Below are 24,400 nucleotides of genomic sequence, written 5' to 3' on the forward strand. Positions count from 1 at the left end.
GTTCACTGCCCCAGTTTGCGTGGTTGCCATTCCTTGATCACCAGCGTGACATCAAGGTCGGTGCCATGCAGTTTGATCCGCTCGGGCAGCCAGTAGCCGTTTTGCTCGGCATAACTGAGGTACTCGACCTGCCAGCCATCCTGTTCGAGATTGGCCAGACGGCTGTCGACGTCGAGGGTCAGGCGACTTTTGCTGTCCGGGGCCGGGAGCCCGCGAACCCACCATGCCAGATGGGATACCGGCAATTTCCAGCCCAGTTGTTCTTCAACCAGGGCTTCCGGGGTCGGCGCGTCATAGCGGCCCTGATTGGCTACTTCCAGCGAGACTTTGCCCGGACGACCGGTCAAACGGGCCGCGCCCCGACCCAGCGGACCGGAAAGGCGGATGTCGTAGTAATCCTGGCGTTGCAGCCAGAACAACGTGCCGCTGCCCGAATCTTTTGGCGCGCGGATGCCGATTTTGCCGTTGATCTGCCATCCATCAAGGCCGGTCAGTTGCTGTTTGTGCTCGCGCCATTGGGCCTTGTTGCCTTGACCCTGGACCGATTCGCGGGCAACGAAGCCCGCGCAACCGGCGAGCAGGGCGATGAAGCTGAAAATAATGAGGTGGCGCAAAAACATAATTTTAAAGAGTCTCTGATCCGGTCAGGCGTTTGATGGTGCCACGCAGGGTAGGGCTGTCGGGTTGTTCCTTGAGGAACTTGCTCCAGATTTGCTTGGCTTCGCGTTGTTTGCCGTTGGCCCACAGGACTTCGCCCAGGTGCGCGGCAACTTCCTGATCGGGGAAGCGCTCCAGCGCCTGGCGCAAATAGCGTTCGGCTTCATCGAGGTTGCCCAGGCGGAAATTGACCCATCCGAGGCTGTCCAGGACGGCCGGGTCTTCAGGGGTGATCTGGTGCGCCTGTTCGATCAAGGCCTTGGCTTCGGCGTAGCGTGTGGTGCGGTCGGACAGGGTGTAGCCGAGGGCGTTCAACGCCATCGCGTTGTTCGGATCGCGCTTGATGATCAGTCGCAGATCTTTTTCCATCTGCGCCAGGTCATTGCGTTTTTCTGCCAGCATGGCCCGGGTATACAGCAGATTCAGATCGTCCGGGTATTGCTGCAGGGCTTGCTGCAAGACTTTCCAGGCCTTGTCGCCCTGTTTGTTGGCGGACAAGGTTTCGGCTTCGATCAGATACAACTGGATCGCGTAATCAGGTTGCTCGCCGCGCTCCGCTGCCAGACGGCTTTGGGCTTCGGCGGTCTTGCCGTTGTTCATCAGAATATCGGCAAGACGCAATTGCGCCGGCAGGTAATCGTTGCCCGGCCCGACCTGGGCGTATTCAATCAATGCGCCCTGCGGGTCGTTACGCTCTTCGGCAATGCGCCCCAGGTTCAAGTGAGCAGAGTCGACGTGGCTTTCCCGGGCGATCAAATCTTCCAGGTAGCCTTTGGCTTCGTCCCAGGCTTTGGCTTCCAGGCAGACCAGTGCCAGGGAATAACGCAATTCGTCGTCTTCGGGGTATTGCTGCACCAGGCTCGAGAACTCTACCTTGGCGTCGTCCATGCGGTCCTGTTCAACCAGCATGCGCGCGTAAGTCAGGCGCAGGCGTTTGTCGTCCGGGTACTTTTTGATGCTTTTTTGCAGCAGCGGCAAGGCTTCATCGCCACGGTTGAGCCCTTGCAGCAGGCGCGCCCGCAGCAAGATAGGCGCTATTTCGCCTTCGTCCGGCGGATTGTCTTCGAGCAGGGTCAGGGCGCCCTTGGCATCGCCGTCCTGTTGCAGCAACAAGGCCTTGCCAAAAATCAGCTGGTTGTTGTGCGGATGGCGCTGCAGCAAGCGGTCAAAACCTTTCATCAGACCGTTGCGCGTTTCCTGGTCGGTATCGGCTGCGGACAGGGCGAGAAAATCGAAATGCGTGTCGCCTTTGCCTTGCAGGACTTTCTCCATATAGACCATGGAGTCGTCGTAACGCCCGGCGCGGGCGAGTTGCACGGCAGCCGCCCGTTGCGCCTCGAGATCGTCCGGGGCGTTTTTGGCCCAGACCAGTGCGGTGTCGAGGGCAGCCTGATCGGCACCCAGATACTCGGCAATGCGAAATGCCCGCTCGGAGATGCCCGGATCCTGGGTATTGATGGCCTGGGTCACGTAGTTGTCCAGGGCAATGTCGTAACGATTGCGCTGGCCAGCCAGTTCGGCGCTCAACAGGCTGAAAATGGTTTCTTCGCTGAACGAGCTGTAAACCTTGGGCTTTTCAGGGGCCGGAGTGCTGTCTTCGACCGGCGGCGTACCGTCCGATGAAACGGGTGCCAAGGCCTGGCAGCCGCTGAGGAAGACTAAAGCGAGGAGCAACGCGGAAGATCTATTCATATAGGAAAAGGACGACTAACCTGCGGTCGGATCATCATGACACAAGCCTTGAGCCAAACATAACCGCCCGGCCAATTTACCCGCGCGGGCAATCCCCGCAGGCCCGGCGCCCTTGTAAACGAGAACGGATCGCAGCCTTCGGCAGCTCTTACCTAAGCGATAGATATCGAGTGGTTGTTCTGGCTCTGTCGAAGTAGGACAATTGTCGGCTTCACGTCACCATCAGCGACCTTGAATGGCCTTCCTTGCACTCGGTATTAACCACAAGACTGCTTCAGTAGACGTCCGCGAGCGCGTGGCCTTTACCCCTGAGCAGCTGGTTGAGGCCTTGCAGCAGCTCTGCCGACTCACCGACAGCCGCGAAGCTGCGATCCTCTCCACCTGCAATCGCAGTGAACTGTATATAGAACAGGATCACCTTTCGGCTGACATCATATTGCGCTGGCTGGCCGATTATCATCATTTGAGCCTCGATGAGCTGCGCGCGAGCGCTTATGTGCATGAAGATGATGCGGCAGTTCGTCACATGATGCGGGTTGCCTCCGGGCTCGACTCGCTGGTGTTGGGCGAACCGCAGATTCTCGGTCAGATGAAATCGGCCTACGCTGTCGCTCGCGAGGCCGGCACCATCGGTCCGCTGCTTGGGCGGCTGTTCCAGGCCACATTCAATGCGGCCAAACAGGTGCGAACCGACACCGCCATCGGCGAAAACCCGGTGTCCGTAGCGTTTGCCGCGGTCAGCCTGGCGAAACAGATTTTCAGTGATTTGCAACGCAGCCAGGCTTTGTTGATTGGCGCCGGTGAGACCATCACCTTGGTCGCCCGCCATCTGCATGAGCTGGGAGTGAAGCGAATCGTGGTTGCCAACCGCACCCTGGAGCGCGCGAGCATCCTGGCCGAGCAGTTCGGCGCCCACGCAGTGCTGCTCTCGGACATCCCGGCAGAACTGGTGCGCAGCGACATCGTCATCAGTTCCACCGCCAGCCAGTTGCCGATTCTCGGTAAAGGCGCGGTGGAAAGTGCCTTGAAATTGCGCAAGCACAAGCCGATTTTCATGGTGGATATCGCCGTTCCTCGGGATATCGAGCCGGAAGTCGGCGAGTTGGACGACGTATACCTCTATAGCGTCGACGATCTCCACGAAGTGGTCGCCGAAAACCTCAAGAGCCGTCAGGGCGCAGCCCAGGCCGCCGAAGAGATGGTGTCGATCGGTGCCGAAGATTTCATGGTTCGCCTGCGCGAACTGGCAGCGGTAGATGTGCTCAAGGCCTATCGTCAACAAAGCGAGCGCATGCGTGACGAAGAATTGCTTAAAGCTCAGCGCATGCTCGCCAATGGCAGCAGCGCCGAAGACGTGCTGGTGCAACTGGCCCGCGGCCTGACCAATAAGCTCTTGCACGCACCGAGCGTGCAGTTGAAAAAGCTCTCTGCCGAAGGCCGCCTCGATGCGCTGGCCATGGCCCAGGAACTCTTTGCCCTCGGTGAGGGCTCATCGGATAGCTTTTCGGATAAGAAACCGCAATGAAAGCGTCACTGCTCAATAAGCTGGACATCCTCCAGGACCGTTTCGAGGAATTGACCGCCCTGCTTGGCGACGGCGAGGTCATTTCCGATCAAAACAAGTTCCGTACCTATTCCAAGGAATACGCGGAAGTCGAGCCGATCGTTGGTACCTATAAACAGCTGCTTAAAGTGCAGGGGGACCTCGAAGGGGCGCAGGCGCTGCTCAAGGACAGCGATCCGGACATGCGCGAAATGGCCGTGGAAGAAGTCCGCGAAGCCAAAGAGCAATTGATCGAAATCGAAGCCCAACTGCAACGCATGCTGCTGCCCAAGGATCCGAACGACGGACGCAACGTATTCCTCGAAATCCGTGCCGGCACCGGCGGTGACGAAGCGGCGATTTTCTCCGGTGACCTGTTCCGCATGTATTCGCGTTATGCCGAGCGACGTGGTTGGCGGGTAGAGATTCTCTCGGAGAACGAAGGCGAACACGGCGGCTATAAAGAAGTCATTGCCCGGGTCGAAGGCGAGAATGTCTACGGCAAGCTGAAATTCGAATCCGGCGCGCACCGCGTACAGCGGGTCCCGGCCACTGAATCCCAAGGCCGCATCCACACCTCGGCCTGCACCGTGGCCGTGTTGCCCGAGCCGGACGAGCAGGAAGCGATCGAGATCAATCCGGCGGATCTGCGGGTCGACACCTATCGCTCCTCCGGTGCCGGTGGTCAGCACGTCAACAAGACCGATTCGGCAATCCGTATCACGCACTTGCCGTCCGGTATTGTCGTCGAGTGCCAGGAAGAACGTTCCCAGCACAAGAACCGCGCCCGGGCGATGTCCTGGCTGTCGGCCAAGCTCAACGACCAGCAGACCAGCGCCGCCGCGAACGCTATCGCGAGCGAGCGTAAATTACTGGTAGGTTCCGGTGACCGTTCCGAGCGTATTCGCACCTATAACTTTGCCCAAGGCCGGGTCACCGACCATCGGGTCAACCTGACGCTGTATTCGCTCGACGAAATTCTCGCCGGTGGCGTGGATGCGGTCATCGAACCGTTGCTGGCCGAATATCAGGCCGACCAATTGGCAGCGATAGGTGAGTAAATGACGATCATTGCCAGTTTGCTGCGCGCCGCTGATTTGCCCGACTCGCCCACCGCGCGTCTGGATGCCGAATTGCTGCTGGCGGCTGCCTTGGGTAAATCCCGCAGCTTTCTGCACACCTGGCCTGAGCGTATCGTTCCGAGCGAAGCGGCACTGAAATTTGCCGAGTACCTGCAACGCCGCCGTAGCGGTGAGCCGGTGGCTTACATTCTGGGGCAGCAGGGCTTCTGGAAACTTGACCTGGAAGTCGCGCCCCACACGCTGATTCCGCGTCCTGACACCGAACTGCTGGTAGAAACCGCGTTGGAGCTGTTGCCGGCGACCCCGGCCAGGGTTCTTGATCTGGGCACCGGCAGCGGCGCCATTGCCCTGGCGCTGGCCAGCGAGCGTCCGGCCTGGAAAGTCACCGCCGTGGATCGCGTGCTGGAAGCCGTGGCCCTGGCTGAGCGCAATCGCCAGCGGCTGCACCTGAACAACGCCACGGTGCTGAGTAGTCATTGGTTCAGTGCTTTGGAAGGCCAGCGCTTTCAATTGATCATCAGCAATCCGCCCTACATTGCTTCGACCGATCCGCATCTGGCGGAGGGTGACGTGCGCTTCGAGCCGGCCAGTGCCCTGGTGGCCGGCGTCGATGGGCTCGACGATTTGCGTCTGATCGTCGATCAGGCACCGGATCATCTTGAGGCGGGTGGCTGGTTGATGCTCGAACATGGTTACGATCAAGCCGAGGCCGTGCGCGATTTGCTGCTGACCCGCGGCTTTGAAGAGGTCCACAGCCGCACCGATCTGGGCGGTCACGAACGCATCAGTCTGGGGCGCTTGCCGTGCTGAATGATCAGGAATTATTGCGCTATAGCCGACAGATTCTGCTGCAACACGTCGACATCGACGGCCAGTTACGGCTCAAAGAAAGCCGTGTGCTGATTGTCGGCCTCGGAGGTCTGGGCTCACCGGTGGCGCTGTACCTGGCTGCGGCCGGTGTCGGTGAGTTGCATCTGGCGGATTTCGACACGGTCGACCTGACCAATCTGCAACGTCAGATCGTTCATGACACCGACAGCGTCGGCTTGAGCAAAGTCGATTCGGCGATCCGTCGCCTGACTGCGATCAATCCCCAGATTCAACTGATCGCCCATCGCACCGCACTCGGTGAAGATTCCCTGGCGGCGGCCGTTGCGGCGGTGGATCTGGTGCTGGACTGTTCCGATAATTTTTCCACCCGCGAAGCGGTCAACGCCGCGTGTGTAGCGACGCGCAAACCGCTGGTCAGCGGCGCGGCGATTCGGCTGGAAGGGCAATTGTCGGTCTTCGACTCCCGTCGTCCGGAAAGCCCGTGCTATCACTGTTTATACGGGCACGGCAGCGAAGCTGAGTTGACTTGCAGCGAGGCCGGCGTACTCGGTCCGCTGGTGGGCCTGGTTGGTAGCCTGCAAGCCCTCGAAGCGTTGAAATTGCTGGTGGGGTTCGGCGAACCGCTGGTGGGACGCCTGTTATTGATCGATGCCTTGGGCACGCGCTTCCGTGAATTGCGGGTCAAGCGTGATCCGGGCTGTAGCGTCTGCGGGTCAAGCCATGCGTGAAGCGCCGATTGCTGTATTCGATTCCGGCGTCGGTGGCCTCTCCGTGCTGGCCGAGATCCAGCAGTTGCTGCCCAATGAATCTCTGTTGTACCTCGGCGATTGCGGGAATATTCCCTACGGTGAGAAATCCCCGGCATTCATCCGTCAGCGTTGCAGTGTCATGGCGCAGTTCTTTCAGCAGCAGGGCGCCAAGGCGCTGGTGCTCGCTTGCAATACCGCGACCGTCGCGGGTGTTGCGGACTTGCGTCGCGATTTCCCCGAGTGGCCCATCGTCGGCATGGAGCCTGCGGTCAAACCGGCGGCTGCGGCAACGCGCAGCGGTGTCGTTGGCGTACTCGCCACCACCGGCACTTTACAGAGTGCGAAGTTCGCCGCCTTGCTCGACCGTTTCGCCGCCGATGTGCGAGTCATCACTCAGCCATGCCCCGGGCTGGTGGAGCTGATTGAAAATGGCGATTTGCACAGCGAGGCATTGCGTCAGTTGCTGCAAGGGTATGTCGATCCGCTGCTGGCTGAAGGTGCAGACACAATCATTCTTGGCTGCACGCATTATCCTTTCCTAAAGCCTCTGCTTAAGCAGTTGCTCCCCCAGAACATCAGCCTGATCGATACCGGTGCCGCTGTGGCCCGGCAGCTTCAACGATTGTTGGCAGAGCGTGAGTTGCTGGCCGAGGGGCCTGCTCGCGCTGCCCGGTTCTGGACGAGTGCGGATCCGGAACATTTCAGAAATATCTTGCCGGTTTTGTGGCATTCGACGGGTGTTGTGCAAAGCTTCGACTTGTAGATAAAAAAAGAGATGACACGAATAATTGAGCTGAACTTCTGATCAAGCTTCAACTTCTATAGCTTTGTCTGTTGGGCAGCATAAAACCATACGAAATTGTTCGGAAAAGGATGTTTCTAATGAAGCGACTATTCTGCTTGGCCGCGATTGCGACCGCATTGATGGGGCACAGTTTTACCGCGCAGGCAGCAGGGGTGGAATTCGGGGTCGGCCAGACCAGCGATTCGACCATGACTTACCGACTGGGCATGCAATTCGACTGGGACAAGAGCTGGTTGCAGAGTGATATCGGTCGCTTGACCGGCTACTGGAGCGGCGCTTACACCTACTGGGAGGGCGATGAAACGTCGAGCAATCACAGTGTGTCGTTCTCGCCGGTACTGGTGTATGAGTTTGCCGGTGAGACCATCAAACCCTACGTTGAAGCGGGTATCGGTATCGCAGTGTTTGCCAACACTGAAGTCGAAGACAACAAACTGGGCAGTGCCTTTCAGTTCGAAGACCGTTTCGGGTTTGGTCTGCGCTTTACCGGCGGGCATGAAGTCGGGGTTCGCGCCACGCACTATTCCAATGCGGGGATCAGCAGCCCGAACGATGGCGTAGAGAGTTACTCGCTGCATTACACGATGCCGTTGTAACGTCAAAAGCTTCGCGGGCAAGCCTCGCTCCTACAGAGACCACCTTACCCTAATGTAGGAGCGAGGCTTGCCCGCGAAGACGTCAGACCTGCTGACACATCTCTAAAATCGGCCCTTTCAGCGATACGCCGTCGCAATCCCCTGGCGTTCGGTGATGCATTCCGGTGCGCCCATTTCGAACTCCCGGCAAATCAGCGGACGTTTTTCGTAGATGGTGCACATCATGCTGTCGCGATCCAGTGCGGCGCACCAGCCGTCATCCAGTCGCAGCATGACTTCCCCACCCCAATCGTCGGTATCGATAAAACGCTCGGGCACGCCGGTGTCGGTGATCAACATGACTTCAAGCTGACAGCAGCAGGCTGCGCAGGTCGAGCAGGTGACCGCCGGTTCGGCGATTTGCTTGTGGGGAATGGTTTTCATGGCGCGCAGTGTAAGCCAGTGGGGTCACACTGTGTGAAAGGCCTGACGGACGCTCAGGCTTCATGGCAGATCTTCGGTTGGCGGATTGTTTCGCTCCAGGCATTTGCCAATTTCCAGTCCCGTCTGGCCGGGATTTTGCGGCAGAGGCCAAAGGACAGGCATGAGCAGTTCCGGTAAGGGGAGTTCCAGTGGCCGATGCTTGAGCAGGTCGAAGAGGTACCGCGCAGCGTTGCACGCCGACCAGTCGATGTGTAGTGGAACGTCGTTACTCAGAGGGGGATCGATAAATCCTGGGCTGACGATGGTCATTTCGATGTTTTCCGGCGCCACGTCGATGCGCAAGGACTCGAAAAGGTGACGCAATCCGGGCCTTGAATCGCCATAGGCTTCGGCCCGTGGCAGAGGCAGGTAGGTCACCGAGCTGGCCATGACCACCAGATGCGGCGCAGTGCCCGCTCGCAGCAGGGGGCGGGCGGCTTCGATGCAATAGCTGCTGGCAAGCAGGTTGGTGCGCACGATGTGCTCGATGATTGATGAGTCGAGCTGATTGACGTCGACGTATTCGCAGGTCCCCGCGTTGAGGACCATGGTGTCCAGAGAGCCCCATTGCCTGGCAATCTGCTCGCCGATTTCGCGCACCTGTTGGCTGTTGGTCAAATCACCGGCAACCACCAACACTTGGCCGGGATAACGCTGAGACAAGGCTTTCAAGGGCGCCAATGAGCGGGAGCTGAGGGCCAGGTGGGCACCGGTTTTCAGTATTTCTTCGGCCAGCGCGGTCCCAATACCGTTGCTGGCGCCGGTCAACCAGTATCGCCTTGGAGGTGTACGACTCATCTCAATCCCCTCTGTCTTCCTGATTCAATTCCATGTTCATACGTAAAACTGCGCTATCAAAGCGATTCCGGTGGCGATAAACCCTGTCGCGACGGCAGGTTTTTGAACGCGGCTAAGGCCCGTTCGCGGGAAGTGCTCAGGTTGACAATCGGCGATGGATAATCCGTCACGCCGAATAATCCGTCGAGTCTCGCGCGATTGTGCAGGTCTTTTTTATTCATTTCGTTGATCTGCGGCAACCAATGCTTGATGAAAACCCCTTCGGCGTCGAATTTTTCCGACTGGCTCAGGGGGTTGAAAATGCGGAAGTAGGGCACCGAATCGGTGCCAGTGGACGAACTCCACTGCCAGCCACCGTTGTTCGCCGCCAGATCGCCGTCAATCAGATGCCGCATGAAGAAACGCTCGCCTTCACGCCAGTCGATCAGCAGGTTTTTGGTCAGGAACATTGCCACGACCATGCGCAGACGGTTGTGCATCCAGCCGGTTTCCAGCAATTGGCGCATGGCGGCATCAATGATCGGCAGGCCGGTACGGCCTTGCTGCCAGGCCTGGAGGTCTTGCGGGGCATCACGCCAGGCCAGGGCTTCGGTTTCCGGGCGAAAGGCGCGGTGTCGGGAAACCCGTGGGTAGCCCACCAGAATGTGTTTGTAGAATTCGCGCCACAGCAACTCGTTGATCCAGGTGACGGCACCGACCTTGCCGCTTTCGAATTCCCCCTGATTGCTTTGCAACGCGGCGTGCAGACACTGGCGAGGGGAGATGACTCCGGCGGTGAGATAGGCCGAGAGCTGGCTGGTGCCGGGTTTTGCCGGGAAATCGCGCTCGCTGTGGTAATAGTCGATCTGTGCGTCGACAAAGGTCTCGAGACGGCGTCGGGCCTCGGTTTCGCCGGCCGGCCAGAGAGCACGCAAACTGTCGCTGGGCGTGTCGAAACCCTCGACACAAGAGGGCGGTTCGTCGCTGGCGATACCCAGCGGCGCCTGGATGGCGGGGGCGGTAACCAATCTCGGCAATGATGCATGCAAGCGTTCGTAGCAGACCTTGCGGAACTGGCTGAAGACCTGGAAATAGGTGCCGGCTCTGGTCAGCACTGTGCCAGGCTTGAACAGCAGTTGATCAAGGTAGCGGTAAAAGTCGATGCCTTGGGCTTTCAGGATTTGGGCCACCGCGGCATCACGACGGGTTTCATGAATGCCGTATTCCTCGTTGACGTGCACTGCGTCGATCTTCAATTGCTGGCACAACTCGAGCAGGACCTTCGGTGCCTCATCCCAGCGGGACGCCGTGCGAATCAGCAGCGGGATGTTCAGGGCGCCCAGCGCATGACGTAATTCGCTCAGGTTGCGCAGCCAGAAATCCACTTTGCACGGCGCGTCGTCATGCGCCAGCCATTGCTGCGGACTCAGCAAATACACCGCCACACTCGGGCCGCGGGCTGCAGCGGCCGAGAGGGCGGTGTTGTCGTGTAGACGCAAGTCGCTGCGCAGCCAGATCAATTGCATGGTGGTGTCCGCACGATCATTGAAAAATACGCCATTAAATGAGCCCGCGCTGAATCAGGCCCTGATGAGCCGATAATGGGTCTTCGGCCAGGGACAAGTCAGTAATGGCGGCGGTTCTTGCGGATAACTCGGTGTGGTGGATGCACACCGTTGCCCCGGCAATCATTTTTGGGCAGCTGACGCCATTCAAAAGTTTCGTCAGCTGCGAAAGATTCATGGCTTTGCTGGAATACAGCAGTACGCCGCGGGCTTGCAGGTGATCAACCGCCAGCGCAAGTTCGCCAGCGGGGAGCGGCCAGTCGAAGACTTCCACCGGGCAATCGACGCTGCTGATCAGCCAGGCGGTGAGCCACAGATAAGGCTCCAGTGGCAGGTCCGAGTGGTTGATCAGCAACAGTGGCGCGGTGCGCAACTGACGGTTGTTATGGTAGATCCTCGCGCCGAATTTGCTGCGCAACCAGGAATAAACAAACACCCGCTCCATTTGCGCGCCGAACTGGCCTTGCCAGCGCTGCTCCAGATCCGCCAGCAACGGCATCAACAATTTTTCACACAAGGTGCGTGGCGGATACAGCGCCATCGCCTGATTCACCGTGTCATCGAGGGTGCGTTCGGCCAGCTGAGTGACCGCTTGCAGCAGCGTCTGGCGCAGCACCAGCCAATCGTTTCCGATGGGGTCGGTAAGCCCCTGTGGCGTGTCGAGCAATTGTTTGACCTGGCTGACAGCCACGCCGCGATTGAGCCAGGTAAGGATCGTCAGGATCCGCTGCACGTGCTCGGCGCAGAACAGCCGGTGCCCCTTGGGCGTACGCTGAGGCACGATCAACCCATAGCGCCGTTCCCAGGCGCGTAAGGTAACGGCATTGACCCCGGTCTGCCGGGCCACTTCACGAATGGGCAGCCAACCAGCGTCCAGGGCCTTCTTGAAGTCACTGCCAAGGTCTTCGCTGGCGCTGGTGTCCGGTGGATTTTTCATTAAATCGCGTTTCGCAGGCTGAGGTTTTCCGGGTGCGGTTGCAGGTAAACCTGTTGCGCAATGTACGGGTCCGGGTGTTGGCGAAAGTAGTGTTTGAGCAACATCAATGGCACCACCAGCGGCACGATGCCTCGGCGGTATTGGCCGATGACGTGCTGCACTTCCTGTTTGTCTTCACGGCTGATGGCTCGTTTGAGATAACCGCTGAGGTGCTGCAGCACGTTGGTGTGGGTGCTGCGTGTGGCGCACTTTTTCAGGGCCGCCATCAGCTCGCTGAAATAGCGCGGGCCGATCACTTGCAGATCGGTTTGCCCCATGTTGCCCAGCAAGTTGCCCAGGGTTTTGTATTGCACCGGGTTGTGGGCCATCAGCAGGTATTTGTAGCGCGAGTGAAAGTCAATGAGGCCGCGCCGGGTCAGGCCTGTTTGCAGCAATTGCTGCCAGGCGCTGTAGGCGAACACGCGGGTGAGGAAGTTTTCCCGCAGCACCGGGTCGTTGAGGCGGCCGTCTTCTTCCACCGGTAAATCAGGATGCAATGCACAGAAGGCTTGGGCGTAGATGCCACGGCTACCGCCGTCCACTGGCGCGCCGTTGGCGTGGTAGACCTTGACCCGCTCCAGCCCGCACGAAGGGGATTTCTGCATGAAGATATAGCCGCAGATGTCATCCAGTTCCAGTGCCATTTTTTGGCCGTACTCGGCCAGAGGTCGGGTGACGTTGATCTCAGGGTGGACGGTGCCGACAGCCTCAGGGTGCTCGGGGTTGCCGACCAGGCGGATCGGTTCGCGAGGGATACCCAGGCCAATGGCGACTTCCGGGCACAGCGGGACGAAATCGAAATAGTCAGAGAGGATGCGGCTACACAGAGGCGAGGCCTTGTGCCCGCCGTTGTAACGCACCTCGGCCCCGATCAGGCAGGCGCTGATGGCGATTTTGGGTTTCATGGCTGTAGGGGACATGGGAGTGCCTCGAATCCAGACCTGTACAGATGATTGGATCTGTACAACATGACTTCATCATAGATTCAAAGGTGTACAAGTCAAAATTTTTGTATAAGTTTTTTGCAAGGCTGCTGTCCATGTCGACAGCAGCGATTCAATTCATTGCAGGTGTTCGTGCAGCCGACGGGCTGCTTCCTGGCCACTGAGCCAGGCACCTTCGACACGGCCAGACAGGCACCAGTCACCGCACACATACAAGCCCAGATCGGCATCGGCCAACGCGCCCCATTCATGGCTGCTGGCCGGCCGGGCGTACAGCCAGCGGTGAGCGAGGCTGAAGGTCGGAGCAGGCATGGCGTCGTTCAGCAATTCGGCAAAGGCACCGTGCAGTTGCTCGATCACCGCTTCCTTGGGCAGGTCGATATGCTGCCGGCTCCAGGCACTGGTGGCATGCAGCACCCACGTATCGAGGGTGGTGTCGCGTCCCGGTTTGCTGCGGTTGCGCGCCAGCCAGTCCAGCGGACTGTCCTGCACGAAGCAACCTTCGATGGCGGTTTCCAGTGGCGTGTCGAACGCCAGGGCGACGGCCCAGGTGGGTTCCATTTTTACCCCGGCGGCGGCGCCGGCGAGTTTCGGTGCGGCCGCCAGCAGCGCGGTTGCCTGAGGGGCTGGCGTGGCGATGACGACATGGCTGAACGGGCCGTGAGTGAAGCCCTCGGCGTCTTGCAGATGCCAATGTTCTTCACCGCGATAGACCTCGGTGATGCGGCAGGCGAAATGCACTTCCAGATCACCGAGCAGGCCGCGCGTGATCGCGCTCATGCGGGGCGTGCCGACCCAACGCGTCTGTTCATCCGGCGAAGGTCTGAGCTGGCCGCCGTGAAAGGTATAGAGCTGCGGCGTCCATACGGCGACCCAGCCATTGGTTTGCCAGCGCTGGACTTCGGTGACGAAGCGGCGATCGCGAGCAGTGAAATATTGCGCGCCCATGTCCAGAGCACCCGCATCGCTGCGCTTGCTCGACATGCGTCCGCCACTGCCGCGGCTTTTATCGAAAAGCTGAACGACATGCCCGGCCTCCGTAAGGGCCTGGGCGGCTGAGAGTCCGGCAATGCCGGTGCCGATGATTGCGATAGGTACAGTCATAGGGGCCTCGTTTACCTTTCTGTACAGACTACGCCGTGGTTCAAACCTGTACAATATTGTTTTTTGGTATAACTTTTAGCGTCCTCGTTCTGACAGCTTGGCCTATTGTTAAGCACAGAGCCTGCCCAATACCAAAGATCCCTGCTTATAAAAATAGACTAGTGATCCGGGTAAAACGCCACGCGAGGAAGATGTCATGCACATATTGCTGACCGGCGGTACTGGTTTGATAGGACGTCAACTCTGCCGACACTGGTTGAGCCAGGGACATCGCCTGACGGTCTGGAGTCGCACGCCTGCAAAAGTCGCCAAAGTCTGTGGCACTCAGGTACGTGGAATCGCACGGCTTGAGGACCTGGGTCAAGAACCGGTGGATGCGATTATCAACCTCGCGGGCGCACCGATTGCCGATCGGCTCTGGACGCACAAACGCAAGGCGTTGTTGTGGAGCAGCCGGATCACCCTGACCGAAACCCTGCTGGCCTGGCTCGAAAGCCGCGAGCAGAAACCGAAGGTATTGATTTCTGGCTCCGCGATCGGTTGGTACGGCGACGGTGGTGAGCGGGAGTTGACTGAAGAATCGCCACCGGTCATTGATGATTTCGCCAGCCAGTTGTGCGTCGCCTGGGAGGAAACCGCGCAACGCGCCGAAGCCTTGGGCATTCGCGTGATCCTCATTCGTACCGGGTTGGTGCTGTCCGCCGAGGGCGGCTTTTTGTCGCGGCTGTTGTTGCCGTTCAAACTGGGGCTGGGCGGGCCTCTCGGCAGTGGTCGGCAGTGGATGTCGTGGATTCATATCAAGGATCAAATCGCCCTGATTGATTTTCTTCTGCACCGCAATGAGGCCAGCGGTCCATATAATGCCTGCGCGCCCAAGCCGGTGCGCAATCGCGAATTCGCCCAAACGTTGGGTAGCGTGTTGCATCGTCCGGCGTTCATGCCGATGCCAACCCTCGTGTTGAAGGTGGGCCTGGGCGAGTTGTCATTGTTGCTGCTGGGTGGCCAGAAGGCCATGCCGGCTCGCTTGCTGGAAGCGGGCTTCACTTTCCAGTTCACTGATTTGCGCGCGGCGTTGGACGATCTGTCCAGCCGCCTTAAGAAATAGGACGTTGCATGACCGATCACGCGTTGCTTCTGGTCAACCTGGGTTCACCCGCTTCCACCTCGGTGGCGGATGTGCGCAGCTACCTCAATCAATTTCTGATGGACCCGTATGTGATCGACCTGCCATGGCCGGTGCGTCGTTTGCTGGTGTCGTTGATTCTGATCAAACGCCCAGAGCAATCGGCCCACGCTTATGCGTCGATCTGGTGGGCGGACGGCTCGCCACTGGTGGTACTCAGCCGTCGTCTGCAACGGGCCATGACTGCGCAGTGGACTCAAGGGCCTGTAGAGCTGGCGATGCGCTACGGCGAGCCATCCATTGAGTCGATGCTGGTTCGTCTGGCGACTCAGGGGCACAAAAAAATCACCCTGGCACCGCTCTATCCGCAGTTCGCCGATAGCACCGTGACCACAGTGATCGAAGAAGCCAAGCGGGTGGTTCGGGAGAAGAAACTCGACGTGCAGTTCTCGATTCTCCAGCCGTTCTACGATCAGCCGGAATACCTCGATGCGTTGGTGGCCAGTGCCAAGCCTTATGTGCAACAGGACTACGATCACCTGCTGCTGAGCTTTCATGGTTTGCCGGAACGGCACCTGACCAAGATCGACCCCACCGGTCATCATTGCTTTAAAAGCGATAATTGCTGTCAGAAGGCTTCGCCGGAAGTATTAGCTACCTGCTACCGCGCCCAATGCCTGCGCACCGCTTCCGAGTTTGCCCGGCGCCTGGGCCTGCCGGACGACAAGTGGTCGGTGTCGTTCCAGTCGCGTCTGGGGCGAGCCAAGTGGATCGAACCCTACACCGAAGCGCGCCTTGATGAGTTGGCCAAAAGTGGTGCGAAGAAAGTTCTGGTGATGTGCCCGGCGTTCGTCGCCGATTGCATCGAAACCCTGGAAGAGATCGGTGATCGCGGGAAGGAGCAGTTCCGCGAAGCGGGAGGGGAGGAGTTGGTGCTGGTGCCGTGCCTCAATGATGATCCGCAGTGGGCGAAGGCGTTGAACGCATTGTGTGAGAGAGCGCCGTTGGCGTTGTAGGAACATTGAAACAGGCGGGCTTGTTGTGGCGAGGGAGCTTGCTCCCGCTGGGTCGCGAAGCGGCCCCAAAATCCTTACAGTCGATGAAGGTTTTGTGAGTGCTGCGCACTCAAGCGGGACCAAGCTCCCTCGCCACAGGGGATTGAGTCGCCTGTTACGACAACGGCTCATCCGCCTTCTTGTGCTTCCAGCTGTCATGGCCCGGCAGCAACAGGTTCAGCGCAATCGCCACCACCGCGCACAGCGCGATGCCTTTGAGGCCGAAATCGTCCGGGCCAGTACCGGTGCCGATCAGCACTCCGCCAATCCCGAACACCAGCGTCACCGAGACAATCACCAGATTGCGTGCTTCGCCCAGGTCGATCTTGTGGCGAATCATGGTGTTCATCCCCACCGCGGCAATCGAACCGAATAACAGGCAGAGAATCCCACCCATCACCGGCACCGGGATGCTTTGCAGCAAGGCGCCGAACTTGCCGATGAACGCCAGGCTGATCGCAAAGATTGCGGCCCAGGTCATGATTTTCGGGTTGTAGTTTTTGGTCAGCATCACCGCGCCAGTCACTTCGGCGTAGGTGGTGTTGGGCGGGCCGCCGAACAGACCGGCCGCGGTGGTGGCAATGCCATCGCCGAGCAACGTGCGGTGCAGGCCGGGCTTCTTCAAATAATCGCGTCCCGTCACGCTACCCACGGCAATCACGCCGCCAATGTGCTCGATCGCTGGTGCCAAGGCTACCGGAACGATGAACAGAATCGCCTGCCAGTTGAATTCCGGTGCCGTGAACTGTGGAATCGCGAACCACGGTGCAGCGGCAATCTTCGCAGTGTCGACCACGCCGAAATAGAACGCCATGGCAAAACCCACCAGCACGCCGGAGATGATCGGCACCAGGCGGAAAATACCTTTGCCGAACACCGCGACGATCAAGGTGGTCAGCAGCGCTGGCATCGAGATCAACATCGCCGTCTGGTAAGGAATCAGCTCGGTGCCGTCGCCGGCCTTGCCCATCGCCATGTTGGCGGCGATCGGCGCCATGGCCAGGCCAATGGAGATGATTACCGGGCCAATCACCACCGGTGGCAGCAGGCGGTCGATGAACCCGGTGCCTTTGATCTTCACGGCAAGACCGAGGAAGGTGTAGACGAAACCCGCCGCCATCACACCGCCCATGGTCGCCGCCAGGCCAAACTGGCCCTTGGCGAGAATGATCGGCGTGATGAAGGCGAAGCTCGAGGCGAGGAACACCGGCACCTGACGCCCGGTGACGATCTGGAACAGAATCGTCCCCAGGCCTGCGGTGAACAGCGCCACGTTGGGGTCGAGGCCGGTAATCAGCGGCATCAACACCAGGGCGCCGAAGGCCACGAACAGCATCTGCGCGCCAGACAGCACTGTGCGCCAGAGCGGATCGTTGAACGCTTGCTGCATGCTCAAGCGTCCTTCTGCTTGGTACCGAAGATCTTGTCACCGGCATCGCCCAGGCCTGGGATGATGTAACCGTGTTCGTTGAGTTTTTCGTCAATGGAGGCGGTGTAGATCATCACGTCCGGGTGAGCTTTGCCCACAGCGGCGATGCCTTCAGGGGCAGCCACCAGGACCATCGCGCGGATGTCCTTGCAACCGGCCTTTTTCAGCAGGTCGATAGTGGCGACCATCGAGCCACCAGTGGCGAGCATCGGGTCGATGATCATCGCCAGACGCTCGTCGATTTCCGGTACCAGTTTCTCAAGGTAGGTGTGGGCTTCGAGGGTTTCCTCGTTGCGGGCCACGCCCACGGCGCTGACTTTGGCGCCCGGGATCAGGCTCAGCACGCCTTCGAGCATGCCGATACCGGCACGCAGGATCGGTACCACGGTAATTTTCTTGCCGGCGATTTTCTCGACCGACACCGTGCCGCACCAGCCTTCGATGTCGTAGCTTTCCAGCGGTAAGTCTTTGGTGGCTTCATAGGTCAGTAGGGCGCCGACTTCCTGAGCGAGCTCACGGAAATTCTTCGTGCTAATGTCGGCGCGGCGCATAAGGCCAAGTTTATGACGGATCAGCGGATGGCGGATCTCGAGGATGGGCATGGGAAAGGCTCCGGCGGCGGGCAAAAAAACCGGCCTAGATTAATCTATCCGAGGGTGTTGTCCTATAGACATCCAGAACGTTAGTCCACAAACGCTTGATCTGGCCTCGCTTGATGCGTACCTTTGCCCGCTTTTCCGAATCCGTCCCTCCCCCTAAAACCCCCTTGGAGAGCGCCATGTCCGCTGATCTCGAGCATATCCGTCAAATCATGCGAGAGGCTGACTGCCTGTACACCGAAGCTGAAGTCGAGGCGGCCATCGCCCGCGTCGGTGCACAAATCAACGATCAGCTGGCTGAACGCAACCCGGTGGTGTTCTGCGTGATGAACGGCGGGCTGATTTTCTCCGGCAAGCTGCTGACGCATCTGAACTTCCCGCTGGAAGCGTCCTACCTGCACGCCACCCGTTATCGCAACGAAACCAGCGGCGGCGACCTGTTCTGGAAAGCCAAGCCGGAAGTCTCGTTCATCGACCGTGACGTACTGATCATCGACGACATCCTCGATGAAGGTCACACCCTGGGCGCGATCATCGACTTCTGCAAACACGCTGGCGCCCGCGCCGTGCACACTGCCGTGCTGATCGACAAGGACCACGACCGCAAGGCTCGCCCGGACCTGAAAGCCGATTTCGTCGGCCTGCCGTGCATCGACCGTTACATCTTCGGTTACGGCATGGACTATAAAGGCTACTGGCGTAACGCCAACGGGATCTTTGCTGTTAAAGGCATGTAAACAGGATGACTGCCTGGGGGCGATTGGCCACCAGGCACGTTGAGGCTTGAATGCAAGGCCTCCATGCCTGGATGCGTGCGCAATTCGCTCGAATTGCGCGCTCAATTCAGCCCGGCGAGCCAATGTTCGCTTTTGCGTCGAGCCTGTTCCAGATTATTCACGTAGGCCAACTGTCGCTGTTCCCGATGGATGCCCGCGCGCCTGAGTTTCAGGCGCACCCGTGGAGCGGTCCCGACCAGAATCAGGCCGATACCATCGGTGCGGTAATCCCTGAGGATATTGTCGAAGGCAGCCAGTGCTGTCATGTCCAGCATGGGCACGGCACTCATCTCGACGATCACTACTTTGACCTCCGGGCTGAATTTACGTAGCACGCCCAAGGCTTTTTCCGCAGCGCCGAAAAACAGCGGCCCGCGTATCGCATAGCAACGAACATGCTCCGGCATATCTTGTAAGGCTTGATGGAACTCGCGAGGCAGCTCGGCGGTGTCCGTGAGATCGCTCATGCGTTTGATGAACAAACCGGCGGCCAGCAGCAGGCCGACGGCGACGGCCAGCACCATGTCGAACAGCACCGTCAGGCTCAGGCAGGTCAGCAAGACCAGCACATCGCTGCGCGGTGCGATGCGCAAGGTGTGCATGACGTGCCGGGCTTCGCTCATGTTCCACGCCACCATCACCAGCAATGCCGCCAGCGCTGCCATGGGCAAATAGCTGAACAGCGGGGCGAGGACGAGTATCGCCAGCAGCACCACAGCACTGTGGATAATTGCCGCCAATGGCGAAAACGCCCCGCTGCGCACGTTGGTGGCGCTACGGGCAATCGCGGCAGTGGCGGTGATGCCCCCGAACAACGGTGCGACCAGATTGCCCAGGCCTTGACCCAGAAGTTCGGCGTTGGGGTCGTGTTTGCTACCCGTCATGCCATCGGCCACCACCGCGCACAACAGCGATTCGATGGCGCCGAGCATGGCGATGGCGAACGCTGGCGCCATTAATTGGTGAATCAGGTCGTAAGACAAATGCAGCGGCTGACCATTGGGCCCCGGCAGATTCCACGGCCAGTCGAAGCCCGGCAGAAACGGCGGTATGCCGGGATGGCTGACGCCATTGACGATATAGCTGAAGCGCTCCCCCAGCGTCGCAACCGGTAACCCGCCGCTTTCCAGTGCCACCCCCAGCAATGCGCCGACGGCCAGTGCCACCAGATGCCCCGGAATCCTCGGCACAAAGCGCGGCCAGACGATCAGGACTCCCAGGCACATAGCACCGATGATCCCGTCCCCCAGGCGGGCGCTGGGTAACGCCTGGAGCAGCGCACCTAGTTGCTCGATGTAATGTTCGGCATGCCCGGCGGTAGTCAGGCCCAGCAAATCCTTCAATTGGAGGGTGGCGATGACAATGCCGATCCCCGCGGTAAAGCCCAGGGTCACTGGGTAAGGGATGTACTGAATCAGCCGTCCGGCCCGAATCAGCCCCAAGGCAATCAGGATTACCCCGGCAAGCATGGTGCAAAGCAGCAGGCCACCCAGACCATACTGTTGGGTGATCGGCAGCAGTATCACCACGAATGCGGCTGTCGGCCCGCTCACGTTGAAGCGCGAGCCTCCCGTCAGGGCGATCAGGGGCGCGGCGATCAGCACTGTATACAGACCTTGCTGGGGCGCTACCCCCACCGCAATCGCCAGGGCCATGGCCAGAGGGATGGCGATAATCCCGACCGTCACCCCGGCGCTGATATCGCCGCGCAAACGTCTGAGGCTATAACCTGCGCGCCAGGTCTGACGCCAGGCGGCGAATAATGGGGGCATGGAGAATGACATGGGGACTCCACAGTAGACGGCGCACCGTCGAAATAGGGCTGAAAGCTCTTTCAGTATGCCCGGCCTTGTGTTCCAGAGTTTTGATCTGGATCGGTTATTTGCCTGATTGATCATCGTGCTAGAGTGCTCGGCCCCGCCTCCGGAGCCTGTCATGAGCCTTTTGATCCGCAGCTGCGCCGTCCTGTTGCTGACCCTCAGCCTGCCCCTGGCCGCAGCCCCGTCGCCAATGCATTCGCAGTTTTTGCCTCCGGACGACTTGACCCTGCGCGACGCCGAGCCCGAGCAGCAGCAACTGTTGCAGGTCACCGACTATTCGGTGGTGATCGGCAGTCAGCGCCAGTCCAACCAGCAGCCGATCCCGGTCACATCGCCATTGCTGATCCGCCTCAAGGGCAAATCCTTGAACAAGGGCGCGACCATCAGCCAGGTGCTGGTCAACTTCGATGGCGAAAGCAAAAGCCTGAAGAAGCCGATCTACGACGAAAAAAGCAAAACTCTGACGCTCTTCTACCCAATGGCCCAGTACCGGGTGGTGATCGACTTGTTGCGCAACGACACGGTGTATTGCCAGTTCCTCAGCTACGCCAACGGCCATATCTGGGCCGATCTGCACACTGGCAGCGTTCGTCCGCGTTGAGCCTTACGCCCGGGCAGGGGTAAACTGCCCGCCCCGTGAAATGTCTGCGAGCTGGAGTCGGCAATGCGTAAAGATAAGAAGCAAGTGATTGGTGACGAGATCGGCGATGCACAGATCAAGCTGTTCCTCGATTTTGAGCCGGTCGACGCCACTTCACCGTCGCTGCACAAACTGATCAAGGCTTACCGTGGCCTGCGCATCGATGACTTCGAGCGTTTTCTGACGTTCTTTGTTGAAGCTGGTCTGGACCTGGATGGCAAGGATATGCACGGCAATGACTTCGTTACCCTGATCAAGGATCAGCGCAACGCGGCCGAATACATCGAGTTGATCGACAAGGCTCGCGGTTAACGTCAACACACCGGCATTTGTGGCGAGGGAGCTTGCTCCCGCTGGGCTGCGGAGCGGCCCCAAAATTCTGCGAACGACGCAGATTTTTGTGAGCGCTGCGCACTCAAGCGGGAGCAAGCTCCCTCGCCACAATGATTGTTTCACCGCACAAAAAAACGCCCCGCCTTCAATGAGGACGGGGCGTTTTTTATGCGGCCGGATCAAGCGTAGCTTTCGGTCTCGTTACTGGCTTCAACCAGTTCCAGCGCGACGTTGTTGTGCGCATTGATCTTGCGATACAGCGCAGCGTCGGTTTCCAGGACTTTTTCCCGAGCCGGGAAGATTTCCGCCAGCTTGGCAGCCCATTCACCGGAGGCTTTGTTCGGGAAGCATTTTTCGATCAGCTCAAGCATGATCGAAACAGTCACCGAAGCGCCTGGCGAGGCGCCGAGCAGGGCCGCAAGCGAACCGTCCTTGGCTGCGACCAGTTCGGTACCGAACTGCAGAACGCCGCCTTTCTTCGGATCTTTCTTGATGATCTGCACCCGTTGGCCAGCCACTTCCAGGCGCCAGTCTTCGGCTTTCGCTTCAGGGTAGAAACGACGCAGGGATTCCAGGCGCTGTTCCATCGACTGCATCACTTCGCTGACCAGGTACTTGGTCAGGTCCATGTTGTTTTTGGCCACGGCCAGCATCGGGCCGATGTTGCCGGCGCGGACTGACATCGGCAGGTCCATGAACGAACCGTGCTTGAGGAACTTGGTGGTGAAACCGGCGTAAGGTCCGAACAGCAAGGACTTCTTGCCATCGACCACACGGGTGTCCAGGTGCGGCACGGACATCGGTGGTGAACCTACCGCAGCCTGGCTGTAGACCTTGGCCTGGTGGTGCTTGACCACTTCCGGGTTGTCGCAACGCAGCCATTGGCCGCTGATCGGGAAGCCGCCGAAGCCTTTGCTTTCTTCGATGCCCGAAGCTTGCAACAGAGGCAGTGCCGCACCGCCAGCGCCGAGGAACACGAATTTGGCGTCGACGTCACGGCTGTTGCCGGTATTGACGTCCTTGATGCTGACAGTCCAGCCACCGTTGTTACGCTTCAGACCCGTCACACGCTTGCAGTACTTGACCTGGGCATCGGGTGCGCTGGTCAGGTGCTTGAGCAATTGGTTGGTCAGGGCGCCGAAGTTGACGTCGGTGCCGTTCATCACGCGGGTGGCGGCGAGGACTTCGTCAGGCGCGCGGCCCGGCATCATCAACGGCATCCACTCGGCCATTTTGGCCTTGTCTTCGGTGTATTCCATGTCCGAGAAGGCGTGATGTTTGCTCAGCGTCTTGAAACGTTCCTTGAGGAAGGAGACGCCGTCGTCGCCCTGCACGAAGCTCAGGTGCGGCACCGGGCTGATGAACGACTTGCACGAGCCGAACGTGCCTTTCTTGGTCAGGTAGGACCAGAACTGCTTCGACACCTCGAACTGGGTGTTGATATGCACGGCTTTCTTGATGTCGACGGTGCCGTCGGCGGCCTGCGGCGTGTAGTTCAGCTCACACAGCCCGGCGTGACCGGTACCGGCGTTGTTCCACGGATTGGAACTCTCCGCAGCACCGGAATCCATCAGCTCGACGACTTCCAGCTTGATCGCGGGGTCGAGCTCTTTGAGCAGTACCGCAAGGGTGGCACTCATGATGCCGGCCCCAACCAGTACTACGTCGACTGCTTCGTTATGCGCCATTTAACGCGTCTCCAAAATCTGCAGCACCAAATTGTCGGCATAGCTGCCAGGCGTTCCGGGGCGATGTCAGTGATGCCCCAGGTACCCATGGCCAGGATCGCCATGTCCGAATCTTCGCAATTTTTTGCAACTTCGACGGATGCATGCGGCCTGGCTTCAAGAGTCACATGAACTCATTTCGGCACGCGGCTGGCAATTCGACTTATGGTCGAGACATCCGTTTGTGCAACCAAATCCGTAGCGGACAGGCTTCAGGCTCCGGTGTTCGAGGAATACTCGGTCCTGTGTCGTTGGGCTGTTGTAGACGCTAATGGTGCATGTTCAGACGCAAAACTATTCATTTGCTCGCCACACTCTTGTGAAGTTGTGAAAACCCGTTTTTTTCACGCTCTTTTGAAGACGTGAACCTCAAAAAAGGGCTGTCCCAGCCGGGCACCGTGCCCGGATGGATTGCCGCCATGGGATACATGACAAGCAAAACGGGCAAACAGCTCAGTAACCGAGCGTAATGACAGCTCTGCAGATTCGCGAAAAGTGGTGTTTTGCTTAAGGAACAGCAAGCGCGCCAGCTTCACTCGATCTGTGTGGGCGGCTCTCTGGGGGCGGTGCGGGGGTGTCAATGCCGAGGCATTAACGATGCTGCGAGGCCCGATCAGGAGACGTCCTTATAATCGGGGGGAGATTGTATCTAAGAAACGCAGGGAAATGGTCGTGTTTAATGACTTTTATTAGGCGTCCGGTCAGGTGGTCAACAATTGTTGCGCACGTGCACGTGGCTGGCGCTGGCTGACACGGGCGCTGGCGGGCAGGGGATGGTGCAGCCAGTTGAGGCGGATTTCTTCGATTTCGACCCAGCCATCGCCCATGGGCTGGAGGCTGCACTGTTTGAACGCCTGGCAGCGGCCATCGCGGTCGAGCAGGGCAAAGCAGCGATGCAGTGGACGTGGCGCGAACATTGAGATGAGAAAACGCATGGCAAAGTACCTTGTGGGTGACTGCTATGAAGGTTGCCAGTGAGCCATGACGTGCATGTGTAAGGTCGGTGACAGATGTGTGACAGGAACCGCGCTGGGCCGGGTTTGTCAGAGATTTCAGTAATCGTTGTGCGAAGCTAGTTCGCCGCAGTGGCGCACCGCTATACTGCGGGCCTGTTT

General features: G+C 59.2%; 24 protein-coding genes. 11 read left to right on the plus strand and 13 right to left on the minus strand.

Going from position 1 to position 24,400, the window contains the following annotated elements; genetic code table 11:
* Nucleotides 1-2 precede the first annotated feature (2 nt).
* Together lolB and AB7M26_RS10230 are read right to left on the minus strand one after the other, a co-directional pair.
* A complete protein-coding gene (gene lolB / locus AB7M26_RS10225; protein ID WP_008074188.1) occupies nt 3-620 on the minus strand; it encodes a lipoprotein insertase outer membrane protein LolB in 618 nt (205 codons plus the stop codon).
* Between the two features lie 4 nt (nt 621-624).
* Nucleotides 625-2,349, minus strand: coding sequence for a tetratricopeptide repeat protein (locus AB7M26_RS10230; protein WP_123501317.1), 1,725 nt, complete (start codon nt 2,347-2,349; stop codon nt 625-627).
* Nucleotides 2,350-2,584: 235 nt separating this feature from the next.
* On the opposite strand from AB7M26_RS10230, the gene hemA reads away from it, so the two are divergent.
* The 6 genes from hemA (at nt 2,585) to AB7M26_RS10260 (ending at nt 7,955) form a co-directional block, all read left to right on the plus strand.
* Nucleotides 2,585-3,874 carry a glutamyl-tRNA reductase gene (gene hemA, locus AB7M26_RS10235; protein WP_123501315.1) on the plus strand — a complete coding sequence of 430 codons (1,290 nt, stop codon included), beginning with the start codon at nt 2,585-2,587 and terminating at the stop codon, nt 3,872-3,874.
* Nucleotides 3,871-4,953: a peptide chain release factor 1 gene (gene prfA / locus AB7M26_RS10240; RefSeq protein ID WP_095051167.1), complete on the plus strand. Its 1,083-nt coding sequence runs from the start codon at nt 3,871-3,873 to the stop codon at nt 4,951-4,953. The genes hemA and prfA overlap by 4 nt, the downstream gene beginning before the upstream one ends.
* Nucleotides 4,954-5,784: a peptide chain release factor N(5)-glutamine methyltransferase gene (prmC, locus tag AB7M26_RS10245; protein ID WP_123501314.1), complete on the plus strand. Its 831-nt coding sequence runs from the start codon at nt 4,954-4,956 to the stop codon at nt 5,782-5,784.
* Nucleotides 5,778-6,533 carry a molybdopterin-synthase adenylyltransferase MoeB gene (locus tag AB7M26_RS10250; RefSeq protein ID WP_123501312.1) on the plus strand — a complete coding sequence of 252 codons (756 nt, stop codon included), beginning with the start codon at nt 5,778-5,780 and terminating at the stop codon, nt 6,531-6,533. The genes prmC and AB7M26_RS10250 overlap by 7 nt, the downstream gene beginning before the upstream one ends.
* Nucleotides 6,526-7,317, plus strand: coding sequence for a glutamate racemase (murI, locus tag AB7M26_RS10255; protein ID WP_123501310.1), 792 nt, complete (start codon nt 6,526-6,528; stop codon nt 7,315-7,317). Before AB7M26_RS10250 ends, murI begins: the two co-directional genes overlap by 8 nt.
* Before the next feature lie 119 nt (nt 7,318-7,436).
* Nucleotides 7,437-7,955 (plus strand): acyloxyacyl hydrolase, encoded by a 519-nt coding sequence (locus AB7M26_RS10260; protein ID WP_123501308.1) that lies wholly within the window; start codon nt 7,437-7,439, stop codon nt 7,953-7,955.
* 117 nt (nt 7,956-8,072) lie between these two features.
* Here the strand turns inward: AB7M26_RS10260 and AB7M26_RS10265 are convergent, their stop codons facing one another.
* The 6 genes from AB7M26_RS10265 to AB7M26_RS10290 all read right to left on the minus strand — a co-directional run bounded on the left by AB7M26_RS10265 (nt 8,073) and on the right by AB7M26_RS10290 (nt 13,783).
* A complete protein-coding gene (locus AB7M26_RS10265) occupies nt 8,073-8,378 on the minus strand; it encodes a YkgJ family cysteine cluster protein (protein WP_123501306.1) in 306 nt (101 codons plus the stop codon).
* Between the two features lie 60 nt (nt 8,379-8,438).
* Nucleotides 8,439-9,215 carry an SDR family NAD(P)-dependent oxidoreductase gene (locus AB7M26_RS10270; RefSeq protein WP_123501304.1) on the minus strand — a complete coding sequence of 259 codons (777 nt, stop codon included), beginning with the start codon at nt 9,213-9,215 and terminating at the stop codon, nt 8,439-8,441.
* Between the two features lie 56 nt (nt 9,216-9,271).
* On the minus strand, nt 9,272-10,720 hold the full coding sequence (gene phrB / locus AB7M26_RS10275) for a deoxyribodipyrimidine photo-lyase (protein ID WP_123501302.1): 1,449 nt from the start codon (nt 10,718-10,720) through the stop codon (nt 9,272-9,274).
* Nucleotides 10,721-10,754: 34 nt separating this feature from the next.
* Nucleotides 10,755-11,696, minus strand: a complete 942-nt coding sequence (locus AB7M26_RS10280) for a MerR family transcriptional regulator (RefSeq protein ID WP_123501301.1) — start codon at nt 11,694-11,696, stop codon at nt 10,755-10,757.
* Entirely contained in the window at nt 11,696-12,655 is a 960-nt protein-coding gene (locus tag AB7M26_RS10285) for a YbgA family protein (RefSeq protein ID WP_123501299.1), read from the minus strand. Before AB7M26_RS10285 ends, AB7M26_RS10280 begins: the two co-directional genes overlap by 1 nt.
* 141 nt (nt 12,656-12,796) lie before the next feature.
* On the minus strand, nt 12,797-13,783 hold the full coding sequence (locus AB7M26_RS10290; protein ID WP_123501297.1) for an NAD(P)/FAD-dependent oxidoreductase: 987 nt from the start codon (nt 13,781-13,783) through the stop codon (nt 12,797-12,799).
* A 196-nt stretch (nt 13,784-13,979) separates the two neighbouring features.
* Between AB7M26_RS10290 and AB7M26_RS10295 the strand changes: the two genes are divergently transcribed.
* Nucleotides 13,980-14,888 (plus strand): TIGR01777 family oxidoreductase, encoded by a 909-nt coding sequence (locus AB7M26_RS10295; protein ID WP_429384111.1) that lies wholly within the window; start codon nt 13,980-13,982, stop codon nt 14,886-14,888.
* Nucleotides 14,889-14,896: 8 nt separating this feature from the next.
* Nucleotides 14,897-15,922 carry a ferrochelatase gene (gene hemH, locus AB7M26_RS10300; protein ID WP_429384114.1) on the plus strand — a complete coding sequence of 342 codons (1,026 nt, stop codon included), beginning with the start codon at nt 14,897-14,899 and terminating at the stop codon, nt 15,920-15,922.
* A gap of 154 nt (nt 15,923-16,076) precedes the next feature.
* On the opposite strand, the gene AB7M26_RS10305 is transcribed toward hemH, so the two are convergent.
* Nucleotides 16,077-17,351, minus strand: a complete 1,275-nt coding sequence (locus AB7M26_RS10305) for a uracil-xanthine permease family protein (RefSeq protein ID WP_123501291.1) — start codon at nt 17,349-17,351, stop codon at nt 16,077-16,079.
* 2 nt (nt 17,352-17,353) lie between these two features.
* Nucleotides 17,354-17,992, minus strand: a complete 639-nt coding sequence (gene upp, locus AB7M26_RS10310; RefSeq protein WP_007905839.1) for a uracil phosphoribosyltransferase — start codon at nt 17,990-17,992, stop codon at nt 17,354-17,356.
* A 176-nt stretch (nt 17,993-18,168) separates the two neighbouring features.
* Here upp and AB7M26_RS10315 point away from each other — a divergent pair, with 176 nt between their 5' ends.
* Entirely contained in the window at nt 18,169-18,726 is a 558-nt protein-coding gene (locus tag AB7M26_RS10315; protein ID WP_052965782.1) for a hypoxanthine-guanine phosphoribosyltransferase, read from the plus strand.
* Between the two features lie 101 nt (nt 18,727-18,827).
* Here the strand turns inward: AB7M26_RS10315 and dauA are convergent, their stop codons facing one another.
* On the minus strand, nt 18,828-20,549 hold the full coding sequence (gene dauA, locus AB7M26_RS10320; protein WP_123501289.1) for a C4-dicarboxylic acid transporter DauA: 1,722 nt from the start codon (nt 20,547-20,549) through the stop codon (nt 18,828-18,830).
* A 151-nt stretch (nt 20,550-20,700) separates the two neighbouring features.
* On the opposite strand from dauA, the gene AB7M26_RS10325 reads away from it, so the two are divergent.
* Both AB7M26_RS10325 and AB7M26_RS10330 read left to right on the plus strand, forming a co-directional pair.
* Nucleotides 20,701-21,186, plus strand: coding sequence for a hypothetical protein (locus AB7M26_RS10325; protein WP_123501287.1), 486 nt, complete (start codon nt 20,701-20,703; stop codon nt 21,184-21,186).
* Nucleotides 21,187-21,249: 63 nt separating this feature from the next.
* Nucleotides 21,250-21,537 (plus strand): PA4642 family protein, encoded by a 288-nt coding sequence (locus AB7M26_RS10330; protein WP_123501285.1) that lies wholly within the window; start codon nt 21,250-21,252, stop codon nt 21,535-21,537.
* 200 nt (nt 21,538-21,737) lie between these two features.
* Here AB7M26_RS10330 and mqo read toward each other — a convergent pair whose 3' ends face one another.
* Both mqo and AB7M26_RS10340 read right to left on the minus strand, forming a co-directional pair.
* Complete coding sequence (mqo, locus tag AB7M26_RS10335) at nt 21,738-23,246, minus strand: malate dehydrogenase (quinone) (RefSeq protein WP_123501281.1); 1,509 nt, start codon at nt 23,244-23,246, stop codon at nt 21,738-21,740.
* Nucleotides 23,247-23,986: 740 nt separating this feature from the next.
* Entirely contained in the window at nt 23,987-24,220 is a 234-nt protein-coding gene (locus AB7M26_RS10340; RefSeq protein WP_008012002.1) for a hypothetical protein, read from the minus strand.
* Nucleotides 24,221-24,400 lie beyond the last annotated feature (180 nt).

The organism is Pseudomonas sp. F-14 TE3482 (genome assembly GCF_053629455.1).

Excerpts from the sequence above, each read along its gene's own strand:
- lolB (WP_008074188.1), bottom strand. The coding sequence starts at position 620 with ATGTTTTTGCGCCACCTCATTATTTTCAGCTTCATCGCCCTGCTCGCC.
- AB7M26_RS10230 (WP_123501317.1), bottom strand. The coding sequence starts at position 2,349 with ATGAATAGATCTTCCGCGTTGCTCCTCGCTTTAGTCTTCCTCAGCGGC.
- hemA (WP_123501315.1), top strand. The coding sequence starts at position 2,585 with ATGGCCTTCCTTGCACTCGGTATTAACCACAAGACTGCTTCAGTAGAC.
- prfA (WP_095051167.1), top strand. The coding sequence starts at position 3,871 with ATGAAAGCGTCACTGCTCAATAAGCTGGACATCCTCCAGGACCGTTTC.
- prmC (WP_123501314.1), top strand. The coding sequence starts at position 4,954 with ATGACGATCATTGCCAGTTTGCTGCGCGCCGCTGATTTGCCCGACTCG.
- murI (WP_123501310.1), top strand. The coding sequence starts at position 6,526 with ATGCGTGAAGCGCCGATTGCTGTATTCGATTCCGGCGTCGGTGGCCTC.
- AB7M26_RS10260 (WP_123501308.1), top strand. The coding sequence starts at position 7,437 with ATGAAGCGACTATTCTGCTTGGCCGCGATTGCGACCGCATTGATGGGG.
- AB7M26_RS10265 (WP_123501306.1), bottom strand. The coding sequence starts at position 8,378 with ATGAAAACCATTCCCCACAAGCAAATCGCCGAACCGGCGGTCACCTGC.
- AB7M26_RS10270 (WP_123501304.1), bottom strand. The coding sequence starts at position 9,215 with ATGAGTCGTACACCTCCAAGGCGATACTGGTTGACCGGCGCCAGCAAC.
- phrB (WP_123501302.1), bottom strand. The coding sequence starts at position 10,720 with ATGCAATTGATCTGGCTGCGCAGCGACTTGCGTCTACACGACAACACC.
- AB7M26_RS10280 (WP_123501301.1), bottom strand. The coding sequence starts at position 11,696 with ATGAAAAATCCACCGGACACCAGCGCCAGCGAAGACCTTGGCAGTGAC.
- AB7M26_RS10285 (WP_123501299.1), bottom strand. The coding sequence starts at position 12,655 with ATGTCCCCTACAGCCATGAAACCCAAAATCGCCATCAGCGCCTGCCTG.
- AB7M26_RS10290 (WP_123501297.1), bottom strand. The coding sequence starts at position 13,783 with ATGACTGTACCTATCGCAATCATCGGCACCGGCATTGCCGGACTCTCA.
- AB7M26_RS10295 (WP_429384111.1), top strand. The coding sequence starts at position 13,980 with ATGCACATATTGCTGACCGGCGGTACTGGTTTGATAGGACGTCAACTC.
- hemH (WP_429384114.1), top strand. The coding sequence starts at position 14,897 with ATGACCGATCACGCGTTGCTTCTGGTCAACCTGGGTTCACCCGCTTCC.
- AB7M26_RS10305 (WP_123501291.1), bottom strand. The coding sequence starts at position 17,351 with ATGCAGCAAGCGTTCAACGATCCGCTCTGGCGCACAGTGCTGTCTGGC.
- upp (WP_007905839.1), bottom strand. The coding sequence starts at position 17,992 with ATGCCCATCCTCGAGATCCGCCATCCGCTGATCCGTCATAAACTTGGC.
- AB7M26_RS10315 (WP_052965782.1), top strand. The coding sequence starts at position 18,169 with ATGTCCGCTGATCTCGAGCATATCCGTCAAATCATGCGAGAGGCTGAC.
- dauA (WP_123501289.1), bottom strand. The coding sequence starts at position 20,549 with ATGTCATTCTCCATGCCCCCATTATTCGCCGCCTGGCGTCAGACCTGG.
- AB7M26_RS10325 (WP_123501287.1), top strand. The coding sequence starts at position 20,701 with ATGAGCCTTTTGATCCGCAGCTGCGCCGTCCTGTTGCTGACCCTCAGC.
- AB7M26_RS10330 (WP_123501285.1), top strand. The coding sequence starts at position 21,250 with ATGCGTAAAGATAAGAAGCAAGTGATTGGTGACGAGATCGGCGATGCA.
- mqo (WP_123501281.1), bottom strand. The coding sequence starts at position 23,246 with ATGGCGCATAACGAAGCAGTCGACGTAGTACTGGTTGGGGCCGGCATC.
- AB7M26_RS10340 (WP_008012002.1), bottom strand. The coding sequence starts at position 24,220 with ATGCGTTTTCTCATCTCAATGTTCGCGCCACGTCCACTGCATCGCTGC.